General features: G+C 60.2%; 20 protein-coding genes. 7 read left to right on the top strand and 13 right to left on the bottom strand.

The features are described from left to right. Positions 1 to 5: 5 nt before the first annotated feature. The 4 genes from GOW60_RS03170 to GOW60_RS03155 form a co-directional block, all read right to left on the bottom strand. A complete protein-coding gene (locus tag GOW60_RS03170) occupies positions 6 to 1055 on the bottom strand; it encodes a methyltransferase domain-containing protein (RefSeq protein ID WP_171228190.1) in 1050 nt (349 codons plus the stop codon). Positions 1056 to 1161: 106 nt separating this feature from the next. Beyond that, the gene (locus GOW60_RS03165; RefSeq protein WP_171228189.1) at positions 1162 to 2274 is read right to left on the bottom strand and encodes a hypothetical protein; all 1113 of its coding nucleotides are present in this window, start codon (positions 2272 to 2274) and stop codon (positions 1162 to 1164) included. Positions 2275 to 2276: 2 nt separating this feature from the next. Then, on the bottom strand, positions 2277 to 3056 hold the full coding sequence (locus GOW60_RS03160; RefSeq protein ID WP_171228188.1) for an SDR family oxidoreductase: 780 nt from the start codon (positions 3054 to 3056) through the stop codon (positions 2277 to 2279). A gap of 73 nt (positions 3057 to 3129) precedes the next feature. Continuing rightward, positions 3130 to 3492 carry a nuclear transport factor 2 family protein gene (locus tag GOW60_RS03155; RefSeq protein WP_171115594.1) on the bottom strand — a complete coding sequence of 121 codons (363 nt, stop codon included), beginning with the start codon at positions 3490 to 3492 and terminating at the stop codon, positions 3130 to 3132. A 109-nt stretch (positions 3493 to 3601) separates the two neighbouring features. Here GOW60_RS03155 and GOW60_RS03150 point away from each other — a divergent pair, with 109 nt between their 5' ends. From GOW60_RS03150 to GOW60_RS03135, 4 genes are all read left to right on the top strand, one after another. After that, positions 3602 to 5206 (top strand): peptide chain release factor 3, encoded by a 1605-nt coding sequence (locus GOW60_RS03150; RefSeq protein WP_171228366.1) that lies wholly within the window; start codon positions 3602 to 3604, stop codon positions 5204 to 5206. Positions 5207 to 5255: 49 nt separating this feature from the next. Beyond that, positions 5256 to 5999, top strand: coding sequence for a hypothetical protein (locus tag GOW60_RS03145; protein WP_171228187.1), 744 nt, complete (start codon positions 5256 to 5258; stop codon positions 5997 to 5999). Next, positions 5996 to 6925 carry a glycosyltransferase family 2 protein gene (locus GOW60_RS03140; protein ID WP_254443817.1) on the top strand — a complete coding sequence of 310 codons (930 nt, stop codon included), beginning with the start codon at positions 5996 to 5998 and terminating at the stop codon, positions 6923 to 6925. The genes GOW60_RS03145 and GOW60_RS03140 overlap by 4 nt, the downstream gene beginning before the upstream one ends. Before the next feature lie 185 nt (positions 6926 to 7110). Further along, entirely contained in the window at positions 7111 to 8457 is a 1347-nt protein-coding gene (locus tag GOW60_RS03135; RefSeq protein WP_152458188.1) for a DEAD/DEAH box helicase, read from the top strand. Here the strand turns inward: GOW60_RS03135 and GOW60_RS03130 are convergent. Genes GOW60_RS03130 through GOW60_RS03120 form a run of 3 tightly spaced genes read right to left on the bottom strand, consistent with a single transcriptional unit; the run spans position 8454 to position 10476 of the window. Further along, complete coding sequence (locus tag GOW60_RS03130; protein ID WP_171228186.1) at positions 8454 to 9356, bottom strand: EamA family transporter; 903 nt, start codon at positions 9354 to 9356, stop codon at positions 8454 to 8456. The genes GOW60_RS03135 and GOW60_RS03130 overlap by 4 nt on opposite strands. Positions 9357 to 9377: 21 nt before the next feature. Further along, positions 9378 to 10280: a fatty acid desaturase gene (locus GOW60_RS03125; protein ID WP_171228185.1), complete on the bottom strand. Its 903-nt coding sequence runs from the start codon at positions 10278 to 10280 to the stop codon at positions 9378 to 9380. After that, positions 10273 to 10476: a DUF2061 domain-containing protein gene (locus tag GOW60_RS03120; RefSeq protein WP_170344057.1), complete on the bottom strand. Its 204-nt coding sequence runs from the start codon at positions 10474 to 10476 to the stop codon at positions 10273 to 10275. The genes GOW60_RS03125 and GOW60_RS03120 overlap by 8 nt, the downstream gene beginning before the upstream one ends. Positions 10477 to 10584: 108 nt before the next feature. Here GOW60_RS03120 and GOW60_RS03115 point away from each other — a divergent pair, with 108 nt between their 5' ends. Both GOW60_RS03115 and GOW60_RS03110 read left to right on the top strand, forming a co-directional pair. Then, positions 10585 to 11454 (top strand): helix-turn-helix domain-containing protein, encoded by an 870-nt coding sequence (locus GOW60_RS03115; protein WP_171228184.1) that lies wholly within the window; start codon positions 10585 to 10587, stop codon positions 11452 to 11454. A gap of 79 nt (positions 11455 to 11533) precedes the next feature. Further along, positions 11534 to 11716: a hypothetical protein gene (locus GOW60_RS03110; RefSeq protein ID WP_117868740.1), complete on the top strand. Its 183-nt coding sequence runs from the start codon at positions 11534 to 11536 to the stop codon at positions 11714 to 11716. A 1-nt stretch (position 11717) separates the two neighbouring features. Here the strand turns inward: GOW60_RS03110 and GOW60_RS03105 are convergent, their stop codons facing one another. From GOW60_RS03105 to GOW60_RS03090, 4 genes are all read right to left on the bottom strand, one after another. Next, positions 11718 to 12476, bottom strand: a complete 759-nt coding sequence (locus GOW60_RS03105) for an SDR family oxidoreductase (protein WP_171228183.1) — start codon at positions 12474 to 12476, stop codon at positions 11718 to 11720. Beyond that, the gene (locus GOW60_RS03100) at positions 12473 to 13939 is read right to left on the bottom strand and encodes a carnitine 3-dehydrogenase (RefSeq protein WP_171228182.1); all 1467 of its coding nucleotides are present in this window, start codon (positions 13937 to 13939) and stop codon (positions 12473 to 12475) included. Before GOW60_RS03100 ends, GOW60_RS03105 begins: the two co-directional genes overlap by 4 nt. A gap of 8 nt (positions 13940 to 13947) precedes the next feature. Continuing rightward, positions 13948 to 14265, bottom strand: a complete 318-nt coding sequence (locus tag GOW60_RS03095; RefSeq protein WP_171228181.1) for a hypothetical protein — start codon at positions 14263 to 14265, stop codon at positions 13948 to 13950. Between the two features lie 61 nt (positions 14266 to 14326). After that, complete coding sequence (locus GOW60_RS03090) at positions 14327 to 15241, bottom strand: 3-keto-5-aminohexanoate cleavage protein (RefSeq protein WP_171228180.1); 915 nt, start codon at positions 15239 to 15241, stop codon at positions 14327 to 14329. Positions 15242 to 15374: 133 nt separating this feature from the next. Between GOW60_RS03090 and GOW60_RS03085 the strand changes: the two genes are divergently transcribed. Then, on the top strand, positions 15375 to 16361 hold the full coding sequence (locus GOW60_RS03085; RefSeq protein ID WP_171228179.1) for a GlxA family transcriptional regulator: 987 nt from the start codon (positions 15375 to 15377) through the stop codon (positions 16359 to 16361). Positions 16362 to 16437: 76 nt separating this feature from the next. Here GOW60_RS03085 and GOW60_RS03080 read toward each other — a convergent pair whose 3' ends face one another. Both GOW60_RS03080 and GOW60_RS03075 read right to left on the bottom strand, forming a co-directional pair. After that, positions 16438 to 17484, bottom strand: coding sequence for an aldo/keto reductase (locus tag GOW60_RS03080; protein ID WP_171228178.1), 1047 nt, complete (start codon positions 17482 to 17484; stop codon positions 16438 to 16440). A 31-nt stretch (positions 17485 to 17515) separates the two neighbouring features. Then, on the bottom strand, positions 17516 to 17974 hold the full coding sequence (locus GOW60_RS03075) for a DNA polymerase III subunit chi (protein ID WP_171167813.1): 459 nt from the start codon (positions 17972 to 17974) through the stop codon (positions 17516 to 17518).

The raw sequence follows: 17974 nt of genomic DNA, 5'->3' as shown, positions 1-17974 counted from the left end.
AGAGATCAGCAGCAACCGCCGGATGATGCGATTTCACCTGTTGCCTCGAACGGGCTTTCGCCGCCGCAGCCCTCGAAAATGCCGAAATGGGTGGAAAAATCACCGATAAAGTCGAAGTGGCGGGCAAACCGCGTGTCCCGCAGCATCATCCAGGTATTGCCGCAGACCGGAAAGACTTTGCCGGTTTCGATGACGTGGTGATCGTCCAGTACAAACGCATGCGGCGCGTTGGGAACAGTGCCTTTGTAGATCACCGCCTGGCCGTAATCCTCGCAGGCCGGTTCCAGCGCCGGCAGCTTGAACAGACGGTAGGTCGCCGACAAGAATCTGAGCGGGGCAACACGTTCTTCCAGCGCAGGGTTCTCGATGGTCAGCGGGCGGTGCGTCACCCGGCGCGGATCACCGAAACCTGCCTTGCGCGCCATCGACAGGAAATCATTCCAGTACAATGCACCCGACAGACATTCGCCATACAGAACCTCATCCTCGGCCATCGCCTGCGGGACACGGCGGTCGGCATAGACGTCCGAGAAATACATCTCGCCGCCTTCTTTCAGCAACCGGTGCGCGACGCGCAGCACGGCATCCTTGTCGGTCGCCAGGTTGATGACGCAGTTCGAGACGATGATGTCGAACGATCCGAGTTCCAGATCCAGTTCCTCCAGCTTCTCGATATAGCCGTGATGGAATTCAACGTTGCTTTTGGCGTGTCCAAAGGCTTGGGCGTGATAGTCCTGATGCGCGCGGGCAACGTCCAGTTGTTCGGGTGTCATGTCCACACCGACGACCCGGCCTTTTTCACCAACCATGGCAGACAGCGCATAGACGTCGCGCCCCGCCCCACAGCCAAGATCCAGAATCGACACGCCCTCGAGATCCTGAGGCGCGATCAGACCGCACCCGTAATATCGGGTCAGCACATCGTCATGAATCCTGGACACTATCCGCTTGAGATGATCCGGCATGTCGTCCGGCGTGCAACAGGCGTTGGTCTGCAAGTCCGCACTGCTTTGCAGGACTTCACCATAATAATTCCGTACCGAATCGTGTTTCATCGCTGCTTCCCCGTCATGCGTGTCTGTACGCAGCTAGTGCAGCGGCCTTGCATTCGCAATCCGGCCACGGTCGTTCTGACGAAAGCGTGAGTGTTCCTGCGCCCAACTAACCCAACAACTCAAAGTCCACGCCGGCACGGACAACGCCGTTCACCTGAACCTCAAGCCGATGCGCGCCGGGGATTAGCCTGAAGGTAGAGGCATCACCCTTCAGCCTGTGACGCTTGGCCAATGTGAGCCTGCCGTTGTTCAAAGCCGCCTGTTTCAGCTTGTACACCTTGGGTGATGTTTTTCCCGCAGGACGCTGAAAATAAATAATATAATCCACCAGAACCGGTTGTTTCCCTGCCCCGGTCAGATCAACGGAAAACTCCAGCGCTTCGCCGATACGGGCCTCGGAACTCAGATCAATTGTCACGGCGATATCCGCATCAGGGTCATATCCCAGCATCTTCATCGCCTCTGGATGCCCGGCCTTGACCAATCCGCGCAGCGTATGAGAGGTCATCCACTCCAGCTCTGCCGCAGTCTGTCGCGCCTCGGTGCGCCACTTGTCCAGACGCCCCAGCACCAGGCTCGGGTCTTTCTTGGTGATATCATTCAAATGGTTGGCCACCGACCGCGTCACATACCGGGTCGGATCGCCGTGCAACCGGTCCAACAGCGGCAACGGATCCGTCAGACCCAGGCCGATGCCCTGCCCCCATGGCAGACGGGGCCGCGTTCCCTCGCTGACCAATCGGCGCACGTGATAGCTGCTGTGGGTGCACCAGTCCTGCATCCGCCCAAGCACCTTGTCCGGGGCATGGTTCAGGAAAGGCCGAATGGCCCATTCCATCGAAAACCGCTGCGTCAGCTCCTCCAACACATCCAGAGACAGATCGACGTGATCCAGCCCGATGGCCGCGACCCATTCGCCCAGCGGCGCGAAAATGAAATCGCCGAAATCATCATCCGATCTGGCAGGGTCCAGCGGAGGCGGCAAAGACCGCAAAATCACCGGGGCGACTGTCGGCAAGTCGCCCGGCACGGCCTGTTGCAGGCATGTCGCGATCCAGCTCATACGCTGTTTCAGTTCCAGTTCAGACAGGCGCGACATGACCTGTGACTGAAACGCAGAGGCGTCGAAACCCGGTTCAGCGTCCAAGAACAAGTCGCTGAGAAAGCGGACTTTCTCAGCGTTGAACAACTGATCTTTCAACGAAAACCCCTGCGCCATGATCACATCGTCAGGTTGGTCGCACCGCCGTCCAGCAGGATATTCTGGCCAACGATGAAGCCCGCATGTTGCGAACACAGAAACGCACAGGTCGCACCAAATTCCTGCCGCGAACCATAGCGCCTGACCGGGATCGTCGCCGCACGGTTGGCACGCGCTTCGTCAATCGAAATTCCCTGTTGCGCCGCCACACCGCTGTCCAGAGAATCCGCCCGGTCCGTGGCGTGGATGCCCGGAAGCAGGTTGTTGATGGTCACCCCGTGTGGCGCCACCTGACGCGAGGTTCCGGCCACATAGCCCGTCAGACCTGTACGCGCCGCGTTTGACAGGCCCAGAACCGCAATCGGCGCACGCACGGATTGAGAGGTGATATTCACCACCCGGCCCCAACCCTTTTCCATCATTCCGGGAAGCAGGGCTTTCATGAATGCAATCGGCGTCAACATGTTGGCATCCAGCGCCTTGATGAAATCATCACGCTCCCAGTCCGACCACGATCCGGGCGGCGGTCCACCGGCATTTGTCACAAGAATATCAACGCCCTGCGCGGCCTCGATCACCTGCGCCTGACCGTCAGGCGTGGTCACGTCGCAGGCCACGGTCTTCACCTCGACGGCGTGTTCTGACCGAAGGCGTGCGGCTTCAGCCTCCAACACCTCGGGGCCGCGTGCGTTCATCACCAGATTCACGCCAGCCGCGGCAAGCGCCTCGGCGCAGCCAAGACCCAATCCTTTGCTGCTGGCACAGACCAGCGCGCGTTTTCCTTGAATTCCCAGATCCATACGATCCTCCCTGTCAGTCATCGCCGCATGTCTAGCACCGGCCAGACAGGGAAGACCAGAAACGGATCGTCGATCAATAGAAGAACTCTTCCCGTATGATCTTGCCGTCGGCGACGTGATAGACACCCACTTCGCGCATATCGAACGCTTCGCCGGTTTCCTTCACCTTGCCCTGCACTTCGAAAATCACGGCAAAACGGTCTTCGCCATGAGGAAGCGGATCGCTGACAGACGCACCAGACACTTCATGAGCGCTTTCCCACCACTCATGCTTGCCACGGATGGCGTCGATCCCTTTGGTTTCCCGACCCATTCCCTGAAAATCCTGCCCTTCAACCGACACCGCATCCTGCGCATACAGCTTGGACAGGTTTTCCTTGGCCCGGTCTTCCCGGCAACCAGCCACGAGTTCATCGGCAATCTCTTTCAAATTCATTGATCCACTCCATCATTTGTTCACTATATGTTCTTTCTGCCACAGACCCATGATTCGTACCAGACCCTTTGTCTTGCTTCGGCAGGATTCCCCGCATATACGCGCGCTCATGCTTGATACCTCGAACCAACCCACCCTGCCGCCCGAGATCGCCCGACGCCGGACGTTCGCCATCATCTCGCACCCGGATGCGGGCAAGACCACGCTGACGGAAAAGTTCCTGCTGTACGGGGGCGCGATCCAGATGGCCGGTCAGGTGCGCGCCAAAGGCGAGGCGCGGCGGACCCGGTCGGACTTCATGCAGATGGAAAAGGATCGCGGCATCTCAGTCTCGGCCTCGGCGATGTCGTTCGACTATGGGAACTTCCGGTTCAACCTGGTGGATACACCCGGCCACAGCGATTTCTCGGAAGACACCTATCGCACGCTGACAGCCGTGGACGCGGCCGTCATGGTGATCGACGGCGCGAAAGGTGTGGAAAGCCAGACGCAGAAACTGTTCGAGGTCTGCCGCTTGCGCGATCTGCCGATCCTGACCTTCTGCAACAAGATGGACCGCGAAAGCCGCGACACGTTCGAGATCATCGACGAAATTCAGGAAATGCTGGCCATCGACGTCACGCCCGCCGCCTGGCCCATCGGCGTGGGGCGCGACTTCATCGGCTGCTATGACATGCTGCGCGACCGGCTGGAACTGATGGACCGCGCCGACCGCAACAAGGTGGCGGAAAGCATCGAAATCAACGGGTTGGACGACCCCAAACTGGCCGAACACGTCCCCGAGCATCTGCTGGACAAGCTGCTGGAAGAGGTCGAGATGGCGCGCGAATTGCTGCCCGCGCTTGACCCGCAGGCAGTATTGGAAGGCCACATGACACCGATCTGGTTCGGCTCCGCCATCAACTCGTTCGGCGTCAAGGAACTGATGGAGGGCATCGGCGCCTATGGTCCGCAGCCACAGGTTCAATCCGCAGAACCCCGCCAGATTTCCCCGGATGAAAAGAAAGTTGCAGGCTTTGTGTTCAAGGTTCAGGCCAACATGGACCCCAAACACCGCGACCGGGTGGCCTTTGTCCGCATGGCCAGCGGTCACTTCAAGCGTGGCATGAAGCTGACCCATGTGCGGTCGAAAAAGCCGATGGCGATCTCGAACCCGGTTCTGTTCCTCGCGTCCGACCGCGAGTTGGCGGAAGAGGCCTGGGCCGGTGACATCATCGGCATTCCCAACCACGGGCAGCTGCGCATTGGCGATACGCTGACCGAAGGCGAAGCGCTGCGGGTGACCGGCATCCCGTCGTTTGCGCCGGAACTGCTGCAAGGCGTCCGCGCGGGCGACCCGATGAAAGCCAAGCATCTGGAAAAAGCCCTTATGCAATTCGCCGAAGAAGGTGCGGCCAAGGTGTTCAAGCCTTCGATCGGCTCGGGCTTTATCGTGGGGGTCGTGGGTGCATTGCAGTTCGAAGTGCTCGCCAGCCGGATCGAGATGGAATACGGCCTGCCGGTACGGTTCGAAGCATCGCAGTTCACCTCGGCCCGCTGGGTAAGCGGTGACAAGGCCGAAGTCGAGAAATTCGTGGGCGCCAACAAGCAGCACATCGCGCATGATCATGACGGCGACATCGTCTATCTGACCCGCCTGCAATGGGATATCGATCGGGTGGTCCGTGACTATCCCGCGCTGAACCTGACCGCGACAAAAGAGATGATGACCTGAGGCAACTGTCTGATTGCACAGGCAGGTTTGGCTGTGCAATCCTGCGCGCATGAGTGACGACGAACTGACCTATCCCGGTGGCCTGCCCGACATGCTGGACAGCTATGAGAACCGGCGCAGCCCGTTTCAGTTCGGCACCCTGACCCTGCCCGAGCTTGACGTCGATCTGGATGATCTGGCCAAACGCATCGTACCTGACTCCGCCACCGAATTACCGCCCGGGCGCAGCACCACCTGGGATCGCAAACGCGTTCAGATCGCGCGGGAATTCGTCGGAAAGTCAGAGCTTGCCTTCCTGAACGCCCAGCTGATCTCGAACCTCAGAAAACGCTCGTTTCCGCGTCAGGCCCCTGCGCTGTTCTGCCGGTTGTGGGACGAACAATCCGACCATCTTCTTTCCGCCCTCGACCTGCGTTGGCTGGTGTCGTCTGTTCAGACATTTGCGGATCACGGTCAGACGCCGACACAGCGCGAGGTCGGACATGCCTTGCGCGTGTTCTTCAGCATGATGAAGCTGTATGAGTTCGAGCGGCTCTTCTCGGGACTGCCCCCCGAAACGCCGTTTCAGTTCAAGGACAGGAACCACGTCCCGCTGCCCTATCAGATGAAAGGCTTTTCCTTTGAAAAAGGCGGGCTTGACGTCAATCTCATCGCTCCGATCTGGACCAGGGCGATGAATGATCCCACGATTGCGCCGCTGGTGGATCACCTGATGATACAATTGAACAAGGACCCAGGTGGAATTTTTCGACGCCTGAAACGCATGCGCGACGCCCGCGCACCGCGCAAATGACCACCTGGGGCATTGTTTCCATGGTCCGGGGACCAACCGAAGACGTCCTTCGGTTCGTGGCCCATCACCTCGAACTGGGGGCGGATTTCATGTATATCTACATGGACGAACCCAACCGCCGCACCTTCAGGGCACTGAGAATGCATCCCAAGGTCCGGGTCCGTAACTGTGATGACGCCTTTTGGGAAAAACGCGGACGCGCACGGCCGGAAAAGCATCAGGTGCGCCAGTCGGTTCACGCCACTTTTGCCTATCGAAACACTCGGCTGGATTGGTTGACACATATCGATGTGGATGAGTTTCTTTGGCCGGCGGCCCCCATTTCCGATGTCCTGCGCGATGTTCCAGACACGGTTCCCGCGGTGCGCGTCCGCCCGTTGGAGGCCTTGGCCGGGGGCGATGATCTGTACAAAGCTCATATCCCGCATGGCCCGGACCGCGAAGCGCTGGTCGAGGCCATTTATCCGAATTACGGCGCCTTCGTCATGGGCGGTTTCCTGAGTCACGTGCAGGGAAAGCTGTTCGTGCGCACCGGCTTGAAAAACCTGAGCATCCGCATCCACAACCTGTTTCAGAACAAGGTGCTGCTGCCCTGCAAATACGAGCTTCCGCAGATCGATCTGTGCCATCGTCATGCCCCGGACTGGGACCACTGGATAGCGCACTACCAGTTCCGCATGGATCGTGGCTCGTATCAGGCCGGCATGGCTCCGAATGTTCCGCGCGAACAGGGGGGGCTGAGCAAGAACGAACTGCTCAATTGGATCGAGGCCGAACAGGGCATGGTCGGGCTGCGTGCGTTCTACAATGAAATGAGCGGCGCGGACGCAGAGGTGCGCGCCAACCTGGAACGCCACGGCCTGCTGCGCCACCGCCCATTGAACCTGGACGAAAAACTACAGAAACACTTCCCCGGAAGTTGCTGAATTGTTGCTGAAATTCACCGCAGACAACAAGCAGGGTCAGGTGAAATTCTCTTCATTTGACCCCGATCAACGTTTTTGTTATGTCCGCGTACAAGCCGAAATGTCGCATTACGCGCATGGCCATCCGGGCCCGGCAAATCTTTGACGCGCGGGCCAGGTCAAGTGTCCGCAAAAACCGGACATACATGACAAAATTCAACGAACTGAACCTGAACCCGAAGGTCCTCAAAGCCATTGAAGAGGCCGGATACGAATCCCCCACTCCGATCCAGGAAGGCGCGATTCCGCCCGCTCTGGAAGGCCGTGATGTCTTGGGGATTGCCCAGACCGGCACTGGCAAGACCGCCAGCTTCACACTGCCGATGATCACCCTGCTGGCCCGTGGCCGCGCCCGCGCGCGCATGCCGCGCTCGCTGGTGCTGTGTCCGACGCGGGAACTGGCCGCCCAGGTGGCCGAGAATTTCGACACCTATACCAAACACCTGAAACTGACCAAAGCACTGTTGATCGGCGGTGTCAGCTTCAAAGAGCAAGAGGCCCTGATCGATCGCGGCGTCGACGTTCTGATCGCCACTCCGGGCCGCCTGCTGGACCATTTCGAACGTGGCAAGCTGCTGCTGACCGGTGTTCAGATCATGGTGGTGGACGAAGCCGACCGGATGCTGGATATGGGCTTTATTCCTGATATCGAACGCATCTTCTCGCTGACGCCGTTCACGCGGCAGACATTGTTCTTCTCGGCGACCATGGCTTCCGAGATCGAGCGCATCACGGATACTTTCCTGTCCGCCCCTGCCCGGGTTGAAGTCGCCCGGCAAGCGACCGCATCCGAGACGATCGAACAGGGCGTTGTCATGTTCAAAGGCGGCCGTCGGGACCGTGAAGCAAGCCAGAAACGCAACGTGCTGCGCGCCTTGATCGACGCAGAGGGCGAAAAGTGCACCAACGCAATCATCTTCTGCAACCGCAAGACCGATGTCGATATCTGCGCGAAATCGCTGAAGAAATACGGCTATGACGCTGCCGCGATCCATGGCGATCTGGACCAATCGCAACGGATGAAGACGCTGGACGGGTTCCGCGACGGATCATTGCGTCTGCTGGTTGCATCCGACGTCGCTGCGCGCGGTCTGGATGTTCCAGCCGTCAGCCACGTGTTCAATTTCGACGTCCCCGGCCACCCCGAGGATTACGTGCACCGTATCGGCCGCACCGGTCGCGCCGGGCGCGAAGGCAAGGCCATCACGATCTGCTCGGTCCGCGATGAAAAAGCCCTGGCTGCGATCGAAAAGCTGATCCAGAAGGACATCCCGCGCATCGACAATCCGGTCAAGGAAGAGCCCAAGCCTGAAAAGCCGAAGCCCGAGAAAAAAGCCCGGGACTCCGAAGCCAAGAAAGACACCCGGAAAGAGCGAGAGCCCAAAGGGCGTGGCCGCGGGCGCAAGGAAGACAATGGCCGGGCCGTGGTGGGTATGGGCGATCACCTGCCCAGCTTCATTGCCCTGAGCTTTGACGAGCGTCGTGCCGGCTAAATCGCCAGCACCAAGGCCAGTATCGAGACACCCAACAGCAACATCCCGGCGATTTCTCGCCGGGTGATCGTCTCGCGGAAAAACAGGATCGAGGCCATCAAGCTGAAGATCAGCTCTACCTGCCCCAGCGCTTTGACATAGGCTGCGTTTTGCAGGGTGAAGGCCCAGAACCAACAAAACGAACCGCCCAGACTGGTCAGGCCGACAAACACGCCGGTGGATCGGGTCTGCCACACCGCGCGCAGTTCGGCCCGGTCGCGCCACAACAGCCACAGGCCCATGCTGACAAACTGAAACGTCACGACGGCGGCCAGGGTGATCAGTGCGCGGAACCAGGCGTCGGCATCACCCAATTGCAACGAGGCCCCGCGATAGCTGACGGCGGAAAACGCAAACAATACCCCTGATCCAAGCCCCAGTTGGGACGCGCGGTTGGTCAGATGCCGCCACCAGGCGCCGCCTCCTCCGGGGGTTTTCGACAGCAAAAGCACCGCCATCAACCCCAACAGGATCGCAACCAGCGCGCCGCTGGAAACGCTGTCGCCCAAAACCAGAAATCCGACGATCGCGGTCTGAATGACTTCGGTTTTCTTGAAGGTGATCCCGACCGCAAAGTTTCGTTGTTTGAACAACGCCACAACACAGATCGTCGCCAGGATTTGCGACGTGCCTCCGATGACAGCGTACAGCCAGAACACTCCACCAATCGGAGGCAAGCTGGCGCCCATTGTCAGCATCGCCACAAACAGCCCAGCAACGGCCAGCGGCATGGAATACGCAAATCGCGCAAAGGTCGCGCCGGCGGCAGACAGTTTCACGCTGCTCAAGGATTTTTGCAGCATGAACCGCACGGTCTGAAAACTGGCGGCGGCGATGGTGACAGGGATCCAGAGACTCATGTCACCCGTTGTGTCGCCAAATCAGTGCTTTGGCCAGAGCGGATGCGGAACTGGGTCCTTGGCGCGCAGCAGATACTGCCGGAAGATCTGTGCATAGGAGCGGTAAACATACGCCTCATTGCAGGCCAGATACCTGTCTTTGCCATCCCGATACAACGACGGCAGCCGATACCATGGCGCAGCGGGATTCATGTGATGAACAACATGCAGGTTGTTGTTCAGAAACAGAAATGCCAGCGGCCCGCTGTCTTCGATTATCACGGTCCGCGCGCGGGACTTCTCATGCGCGCGGTGTTCCAGAAACGTGCGGATTTTCAGCAACGCCAGCCCGATATAGGCCGAAATCAGATAGGCCCAGATCGGCATGGCCGACTGTGCAACGATCCACAGTACTGCAACCGCGCCGGGGATATGCAATGCCCAGGCCAGCAGGATCGCCCTGTCGCCGCGCCGCAGCCCCCGCCATTCGTCGCGCAGAAACAGCACCTGCCCAATGGCCGGGCCCAGAACCATCCGCCCCAGAAGCGTGTTGTTCTGGGCCAGCACAGCCTGCACGCCGCGCGGCAGGTCCGCCCAAACCTTGGGATCCAGATAGTTGGATTCGGGGTCGTCATACGGGTCGGTCAAAGTGGCATCCTGATGATGCGCCAAATGCAGATCGCGAAAACGGTTATAGGGAATGGCCAGGGTCAACGGCAGCGCCATCAGCGCCTCATTCAGCCATTTGGCTCGGAACGGGTGCCCGTGCAGGACTTCGTGCGTCAAAGACGAATGCAGGGCCGCAACAAAGCCCAAAGCCAGCACCGTCAACCACAGCGAAATATCCGCCAACCAGAACAGCCCGACCAGCCATGCGGCATAGCAGCCGACGATCAGGGCAAATGTACCCCATTCGGGCGACTTGGGTGTTGAGGGCTCAGCCATTGCGCCCCCACGAAATTCCGGCCCAAATTCTTTCATAGACAATGTAAAGCGTCAGGCCGATGGCGGTATTCACCAGCGCCAATGCCCCGCCGACGGCGGCCGAGCCTGTGGCGATTAGGCCCACCAGCGTCATGGTCGCCAGCCCCATGGCATTCCACACGATTGCTTTCACGACAGATCTTCGCCGCGTTTCCATTCCGAACCCCATTCTTTTTGCTTTTACAAAGGGGTTACCGTTCAGTGCGCGTGCTGAAAATTCTGAATATGATTAACAAAACTCATCAGTTATGATATTTTTCATCTTATGCAGGAAAATATCGACAAACGCGACCGCGCCGCTCAATTCCGCCTACGCCTTGCCCGCGCGATTGAGGACCGTCACGTCAGCCAAAGCGCGCTTGCGCGCCATATCGGCGTGGACCGTTCAACCGTATCTCAGTTGTTGGCCGATCATGGCGCGCGTCTTCCCAATGCGCATGTTGTGGGTGGCTGCGCCGCGGCACTGGGCGTTTCGGCTGACTGGTTGCTGGGCCTGTCCGACAGGCCGGAAAGCGCGGCAGAGATTCTGGCCAGTTCCCTGTCCATTACCGAAGCGCCCCGCGCCCTGGTCGATGAGCGGATTTTCGACTGGCACAAAGAAGCCGCTGGGTACAAGATCCGCTATGTTCCGGCCGCCCTGCCTGACATGCTCAAGACGCGCGCGGTGCTGGAGTGGGAATATGCCCCCCATCTGGGGCGCACGGCGGATCAGGCCATCGGTGCGTCCGAAGACAGGTTGGCGTGGATGCGCAGTGCGCAGTCTGATTACGAAATTGCAATGCCATTGTTCGAGATCGAAAGCTTTGCAAGCGGCACGGGGTATTACCATGGCCTTTGCCCGGAAATTCGTCAGGACCAGATCGATCACCTGCTGGAGCTGTGTGAACAGCTTTATCCCCGAATGCGTATTTATCTGTTCGATGCCAAACGGCTTTATTCAGCCCCTGTAACGATTTTCGGGCCGCTGCTGTGCGTTTTTTATGCAGGCAGTCACTATATGGCGTTCCGAGACCGGGACCGGATCGAGACGTTTTCACGGCACTTCGACACACTTGTGCGCGAGGCCGATGTGGCCGCCCGCGATTTCCCGGACCACTTGCGACAACTCAGAACGGCTGTATCCGGCAAGAATTGATGCAGCGGCGCAAAACCTGTGCTATCGTCCCTTGGCGCGAACCAACGGGCATTCCGATCACAAACGGAGGACCACAGGAATGGACGCAATTCAAACCGCTCAATATGCGCGCGCGCTGTATGCCGCGCACGGAGACCGGGCCGAGGCGGAAGCCGCGCAGAAAATGCGTGAATGCGAAGCCGCCGGAAACCAGAAAGAGGCGCAGGATTGGCAGGCGGTCCGTCAGACCATCCGCCAGATCCGCGGACCAAATCAGGGCTGACCTACAGTTTTGGGTCGGGGTTGACCGTGTGCCCATCCACCGCAATCACCTGCCCAGACACCAGCCGTGCTGCGTCTGAAGCAAGAAAGACGGCCATATTGGCGATATCCTGCGCTTCCACAAAGCGCCCCATAGAGGTGCCCGAGGCATAGCCCTGATAGACCTCATCGCGGGTCATGCCTTTCGCAGCTGCCTCTCGGGCCAAGACACCTTCCATACGCGGGCCTTCCACGGCACCCGGGCAAATGGCGTTTGCGCGAATGCCCATCGGCCCAAGTTCCATCGCCAGCGTTTTCATCAACCCTATGACCGCCCATTTGGCCGAGGCATAGGGCGCTCGGAACGGATAGCCGTACTGACCGGCTGTCGAAGAGGTCAAAATGATGCTGCCCGCCCGCGCCGATTTCATCATAGGGGCCGCGTGCTTGGCGGCCAGAAAGGCCCCGTCCAAATTGACCGCAACGCAGGCGCGCCATGCATCCAGATCGATATCCTCGATCGCGCTGGTCGGCCCGGCGATTCCGGCATTTGCGCACAGAACATCCAACCCGCCGGCGGCCCCGACAGCCTGAAACACCGCGCTCATGTCGGCCTCATTGGTCACATCAGCCCTTTGCGCCACCCAATGGTCGGGCAAGATTTCCAGGGCTGACTGGTCAATATCCGTTACCCAGACATTATAACCGGCGGCGTCAAACGCCGCGGCCATCGCATGACCGACACCTGATGCCCCGGCCGTTACCAATACGCGCCTAGTCACGATGGCTTCCGAATGGCGGCACCCGCCCCTTCAGGGTAAGGCAAAGCGGCCTGTGCCTCGGCAATCCGCGCCATCGCTGCTTCGATCCTGGGCGACGGCGGGCTGGGACGGCGGGTTTCAAGACTGACATGCAGCAGAAAGCTCTCGCCCGTGGCCAACAGCTTGTCGCCTTCATACATGCTGTGAAAGACATGCAGCTTCTTGCCCTGCCCCAACAGCATCTGCGTGCGCACGTCGATCTTCGCCCCTGCATGGACCTCGTCGATGTAACGGATGTGGTTCTCGGCGGTGAAATAGCTGCCACCCGACGCGATATACTCCATATCGCAACCGATGATCTCCATGAAACGGTCCGTGGCGGCCGCAAAGGCTTCCAGATACTTGGCTTCGTTCATGTGGCCGTTGTAATCCGTCCAGTCCAACGGAACGGCGCGGGACAGGGTCAGGATCGGCTGGCTCAGATCCGCCTGATCCAGCGACGGCAGGGCACCCGGTTTCAACCGCGCATCATGCTGGTTCAGCACCGCCCCCGCGCCATAATTCTGCGCCTTGAGGGCCCGCATCATGCCGACAAGATTGTTGTCGCGAATGCGTTCCAGTTCCCGGATCGAATGCATTCCGGATTGCGCGTCTGACTGATCGGCGATCAGGTCGACCAGTTCATCGGTGAATTCCGGCACGTCCATCAGTTTGGTCCAGTGCCATTTCAAGGCTGGCCCGAACTGAGCCATGAAATGCCGCATCCCCGCTTCACCTCCGGCCACGCGGTAGGTTTCGAACAATCCCATCTGGGCCCAGCGAATGCCAAAGCCCATGCGGATCGCTTCATCGATTTCTTCGGTGGTGGCAATGCCATCCTTGACCAGCCAGAGCGCCTCGCGCCAGACGGCTTCCAGAAAGCGGTCGGCGATATGCGCGTCGATCTCTTTCTTGACATGCAGCGGAAAGAAACCAACCGAGGTCAGCAATTCCCTGGCCCGTTCAATCATCTGCGGCGGGTTTTTGTCGGTCGGCACCAGCTCGATCAGCGGCAGCAGATAGACTGGGTTGAACGGGTGCGTCACGACGATCTGTTCGGGCCGCAAAGCACCGTGCTGAAGCTCGGATGGTTTGAACCCGCTGGTCGATGACCCGATGATCGCATCTGGATCACAAGCCTCCTGCAAGCCCTTGTAAACCTTCAGCTTCAAATCCAGCCGCTCTGGCACGCTTTCCTGGATCCACGTCGCGCCCTGTACGGCGTCGGCCATGTTGTCATGAAAGCTCAGCGCGCCCTCGGCCGGCAACGGAACGTCACTCAGCCCCGGCAGGGATCGCCGTGCGTTGTCCAGCACTTCGCCTATTTTGCGTTCTGCTTCGGGGTCCGGGTCGAACACCCGAACGTCCCAGCCATTGAGCAGGAACCGTGCGGCCCATCCGCCGCCGATGACACCGCCCCCGATGATTGCTGCCGTCTTTGTCATGCTGTCCTCTAATCGATACAGATTACCTGCGCGCGCCCCGCCTCATCCAGATGCGGAATGCATCCGAATTGCGGTGTCACCGCGCTGCATTGTTTGGTGTCCGAAAGGCAGAACCCTGCGCAGTCAGAGGCTTTTTCGCAGGAGTTTCCAGCGTCGGGCAAAGGTTCAAAGCAGATAAACTGCCGTATCCGCCCGCCCATCTCATAGCTTCCCCCTTTGGCTTCGCAGTCCTTGCGGGCCAAAGGATCTTCTGCGGTCTGTGCCAACCCGACCCGGGGCAGACATATGGCCAGAACCGTCGCGCAGATTACAAGCACCGATCGCATTGCTCACTTCCTTTTGCTGGCACCCCTGCACTTACCGGTCATGGCAAGGCACGCAAACAAGTCAACCTTTCGGCGCCCGTTTGACCAGCCCCAGCTTCTCACGCACTTCCTGCGGGCCGATCACCCGCGCGCCCATGTTTTCGATGATGGTGCCTGCACGTTCGACCAGTTGCCAGTTTTCGGCCAGCACACCCTTGTCCAGCCACAGGTTGTCCTCGAGCCCCACGCGCACATTGCCGCCCGCCAGCACCGAGGCCGCCACATAGGCCATCTGATGCCGCCCCAGCGAGAACGCGCTGAAGGTCCAGTCATCGGGCACGTTGTTCACCATCGCCATGAAGGTGTTCAGATCATCCGGCGCGCCCCAAGGCACCCCCATGCACAGTTGCACCAGGGCTTTGGGTTCCAGAATTCCCTCTTTCACCAGTTGCTTGGCAAACCACAGATGGCCGGTGTCAAAGGCCTCGATCTCGGGTTTCACGCCCAGATCGGTCATCATCTGCCCCATCGCCCGCAACGCGCCGGGCGTGTTGGTCATGACGTAATCCGCCTCGGCAAAGTTCATCGTGCCGCAATCCAGCGTGCAGATTTCAGGCAGACATTCGGCCACATGCGCCACGCGTTCGGTCGCGCCAACCAGATCGGTCCCCGCCTCGGCCAATGGCAACGGGTTTTCGATACCGCCGAACACCATGTCTCCGCCCATGCCGGCGGTAAGGTTCAGCACTGCGTCCACCTCGGCATCCCGAATCCGATCGGTCACTTCACGATACAGCGCCAGATCGCGCGACGGGGCACCCGTTTCGGGGTCGCGCACATGGCAGTGCACCACGGCCGCACCCGCCTTCGCGGCGGCAATCGCACTGTCGGCAATTTGCTTCGGTGAACGCGGCACATGAGGGCTGCGATCCTGCGTCCCGCCCGAGCCGGTCACGGCGCAGGTGATGAAGACTTCGCGGTTCATTTCCAGAGGCATGGCGTTTTCCCCAAGTTATACCCGGTTTTGCCTTGGGTTTTCCCCAGGCTTCTCCCCGGATTCCGATTTGCGTTCTGGCCCGACTCTGGCGCAGCCTTGGGAAAACCACTTGGCAGAATGCGAATCGAACTTGATGCAATCCGCAAAAAACATACTGCAACCCGAACATCGGGCCCTGAAAACCGCCGTTCTGGTGCTGGACGAATGCAACACGCTCAGCTTCGCCTCGGCGGTCGATCCGATGCGCGCGGCCAACCGTCTGGCGGACCGGCCCGCATTTGACTGGGACTATGTGACCGCCACAGCCGAACCCGCGATGCTGACCAGCGCGTTGCAAGTGCCCGGTATCCCGCTCGCTCGCCTGCAAGGTTGCGACCTAATGATTGTCGTCGCGGGCTTCCAACTGGCCCGCCACGCCACCCCCAGCCTGCTGGCCGGGCTGCGCCGCATTGCCGGTACCGGGGCGACGATGGCCGGGATTGACGGCGGCCCCTGGCTGCTGGCCGAGGCCGGGCTGCTGGGCGGCCACCCCGCGACAACCCACTGGGAAGACCTGGAAAGCTTCGCTTCCCGCTTCCCCGACGTCGAAGTGCGCCCCGACCGTTTCACCGTCTCGGACGGTCGCCTGACCTCTGGCGGCGCGATTCCCGCTGTCGAGATGATGCTGCACATCATCGCCGCCCGTCATGGCGCGGGTTTCGCCTCCCGTGTCTCGGGCCTGTTCCTCTATGATGGCGCGCCGGACCCGGGCAAACCGCAAAGCCGCACCGGCGTTCCACATCGCCACACCGCGCTGACGGCAAAGGCGAATTCGTTGATGCAGGCATCCCTGGATGACCCCCTGCCACTGGCCCATATCGCAGAGCAGCTTGGCACCAGCCCGCGCACCCTGCAACAACAGTTCCGCTTGCGCCTGAACACCACGCCGCAGGATCATTATCTGCAACTGCGCCTGGCCGAGGCCCGCCGTCTGGTCACAGACACCGACCTTCCACTGATGGATGTCGCGCTGGCCACCGGTTTTGCCTCGCAATCCAGCTTCGCCCGCGCTTTCCGCACCGCGCATGGCCAATCTGCCCGCGACCTCAGGCAAGAGCGCGCGCACCCCACCCATCACTGACCGGATCCAACTTCATCTGGCCAGAAATATCCCGGGGGAGGCACGCGCAGCGTGCCGGGGGCAGAGCCCCCTCGCCTCAGTACGGCATCGGGTGCGCCTTGTGGACAGCGTCCAGCTCGGCCAACACCTCCTTTGACAACGTCAAATCCGCACCGGCCAATACGTGTTCAAGCTGCGCGACCGTGGTCGCGCCAAAAATCGCCGACATCATAAATGGTCGCGAGCGGCACCAGGCCAGCGCCATATGGGTCGGATCCAGGCCATGTCGCGCGGCAACATCCAGATAGGCCGCGACCGCATCAAACACCCGGTCAGACTTGCGCCCGCCCAATTGAGGCGAAAGCGACATACGTGAGCCGTCCGGCACGGCCCCGCCCTGGTATTTCCCGGTCAGCAGCCCGGTACCCAGGGGTGAAAACGCCATCAGGCCGACATCTTCATGTACGCTCAGCTCGGCCATGTCGGTATCGAACAGACGGCAGAGCAACGAATACTCATTCTGCACGGACGCCGCACGCGGTGTGCCCGTCTGTTCGGCCAGTCTCAGCCACTGCGCCGTACCCCACGCGCTTTCATTCGACAGACCAAAAGCACAGATGTTGCCTTTGTCCACCTGAACCTGCAAGGCCTCCAGACACTCCTGCATGTTTTCCAGAACGTCCGCGGTATTGTGGCCCGAAGGCGCATAATCCCAGTTTTGACGGAACATATAGCTGCCGCGATTGGGCCAGTGGAACTGGTAGAGATCGATGTAATCCGTCTGCAACCGCCTCAAAGACCCTTCGATGGCCTCGGGAATGGTCTTGGCGGTGATCGGCGCACCGTCGCGAACATATGACAGCCCCTCACCCGAATGCTTGGTCGCCAGTACGAAATCCGCCCGGCGCGACGAATTCGCGGCATTCCAGTTTCCAAGAATTTCTTCGGTCCGACCAATTGTCTCTTTGGCGACAGGATTCACCGGATACATCTCGGCGGCATCCACAAAGTTGATCCCCGCATCCAGCGCCATGTCCATCTGCCGGTGCGCATCCGATTCCGAGGTCTGCGACCCGAACGTCATCGTCCCGAGGCAAAGATCGCTCACGACAATCCCGGTGCGGCCCAGAGGCTTCATCTGCATCCTCAAATCTCCTGATAAATGGCACGGCCCGTCAGGCTTCGGCCTTCTTTTCCCACCGCCCGGATTCCTCCGACCAGTATTGCGCGGCGCATCCGGCACCGGTCAGTGTCTTCCATTGCCCGCGCGCGTGCTGCACGGCCATGTCGTCATTGCCGTCGAACAGAATGCAAACCCGCTCCAGGGCCGACACCTCTTCGGGTTCGACCGGCGCGCCGTCCACCGCCATGACACACACCGCGCCGTTGGGGGCCTCGGCGCTGGTGGTCAGAAGGATCGGCTGCTCGGCGTCATGCGGGCCGCCTTCGCGACCATGCGGCAGGAACCCGTCCTCGGGGCCCAGCCACAGCTTTTCATCCAGCCAGTCCATCCGTGCGGGATCGGTGCCCCGCACGGCAATCTTCCACCCGGCCTGTCGCGCCTTGTCCAGCAGTACAGGCAAGGTGTGCTCCAGCGGCTGGCGGGTCAGGTGGTAGAAATAGACAGCACCCAT

The organism is Ruegeria sp. HKCCA4008, from assembly GCF_013033125.1.
GTDB lineage: Bacteria > Pseudomonadota > Alphaproteobacteria > Rhodobacterales > Rhodobacteraceae > Ruegeria.
This window is presented reverse-complemented; position numbering and strand designations above follow the sequence as displayed.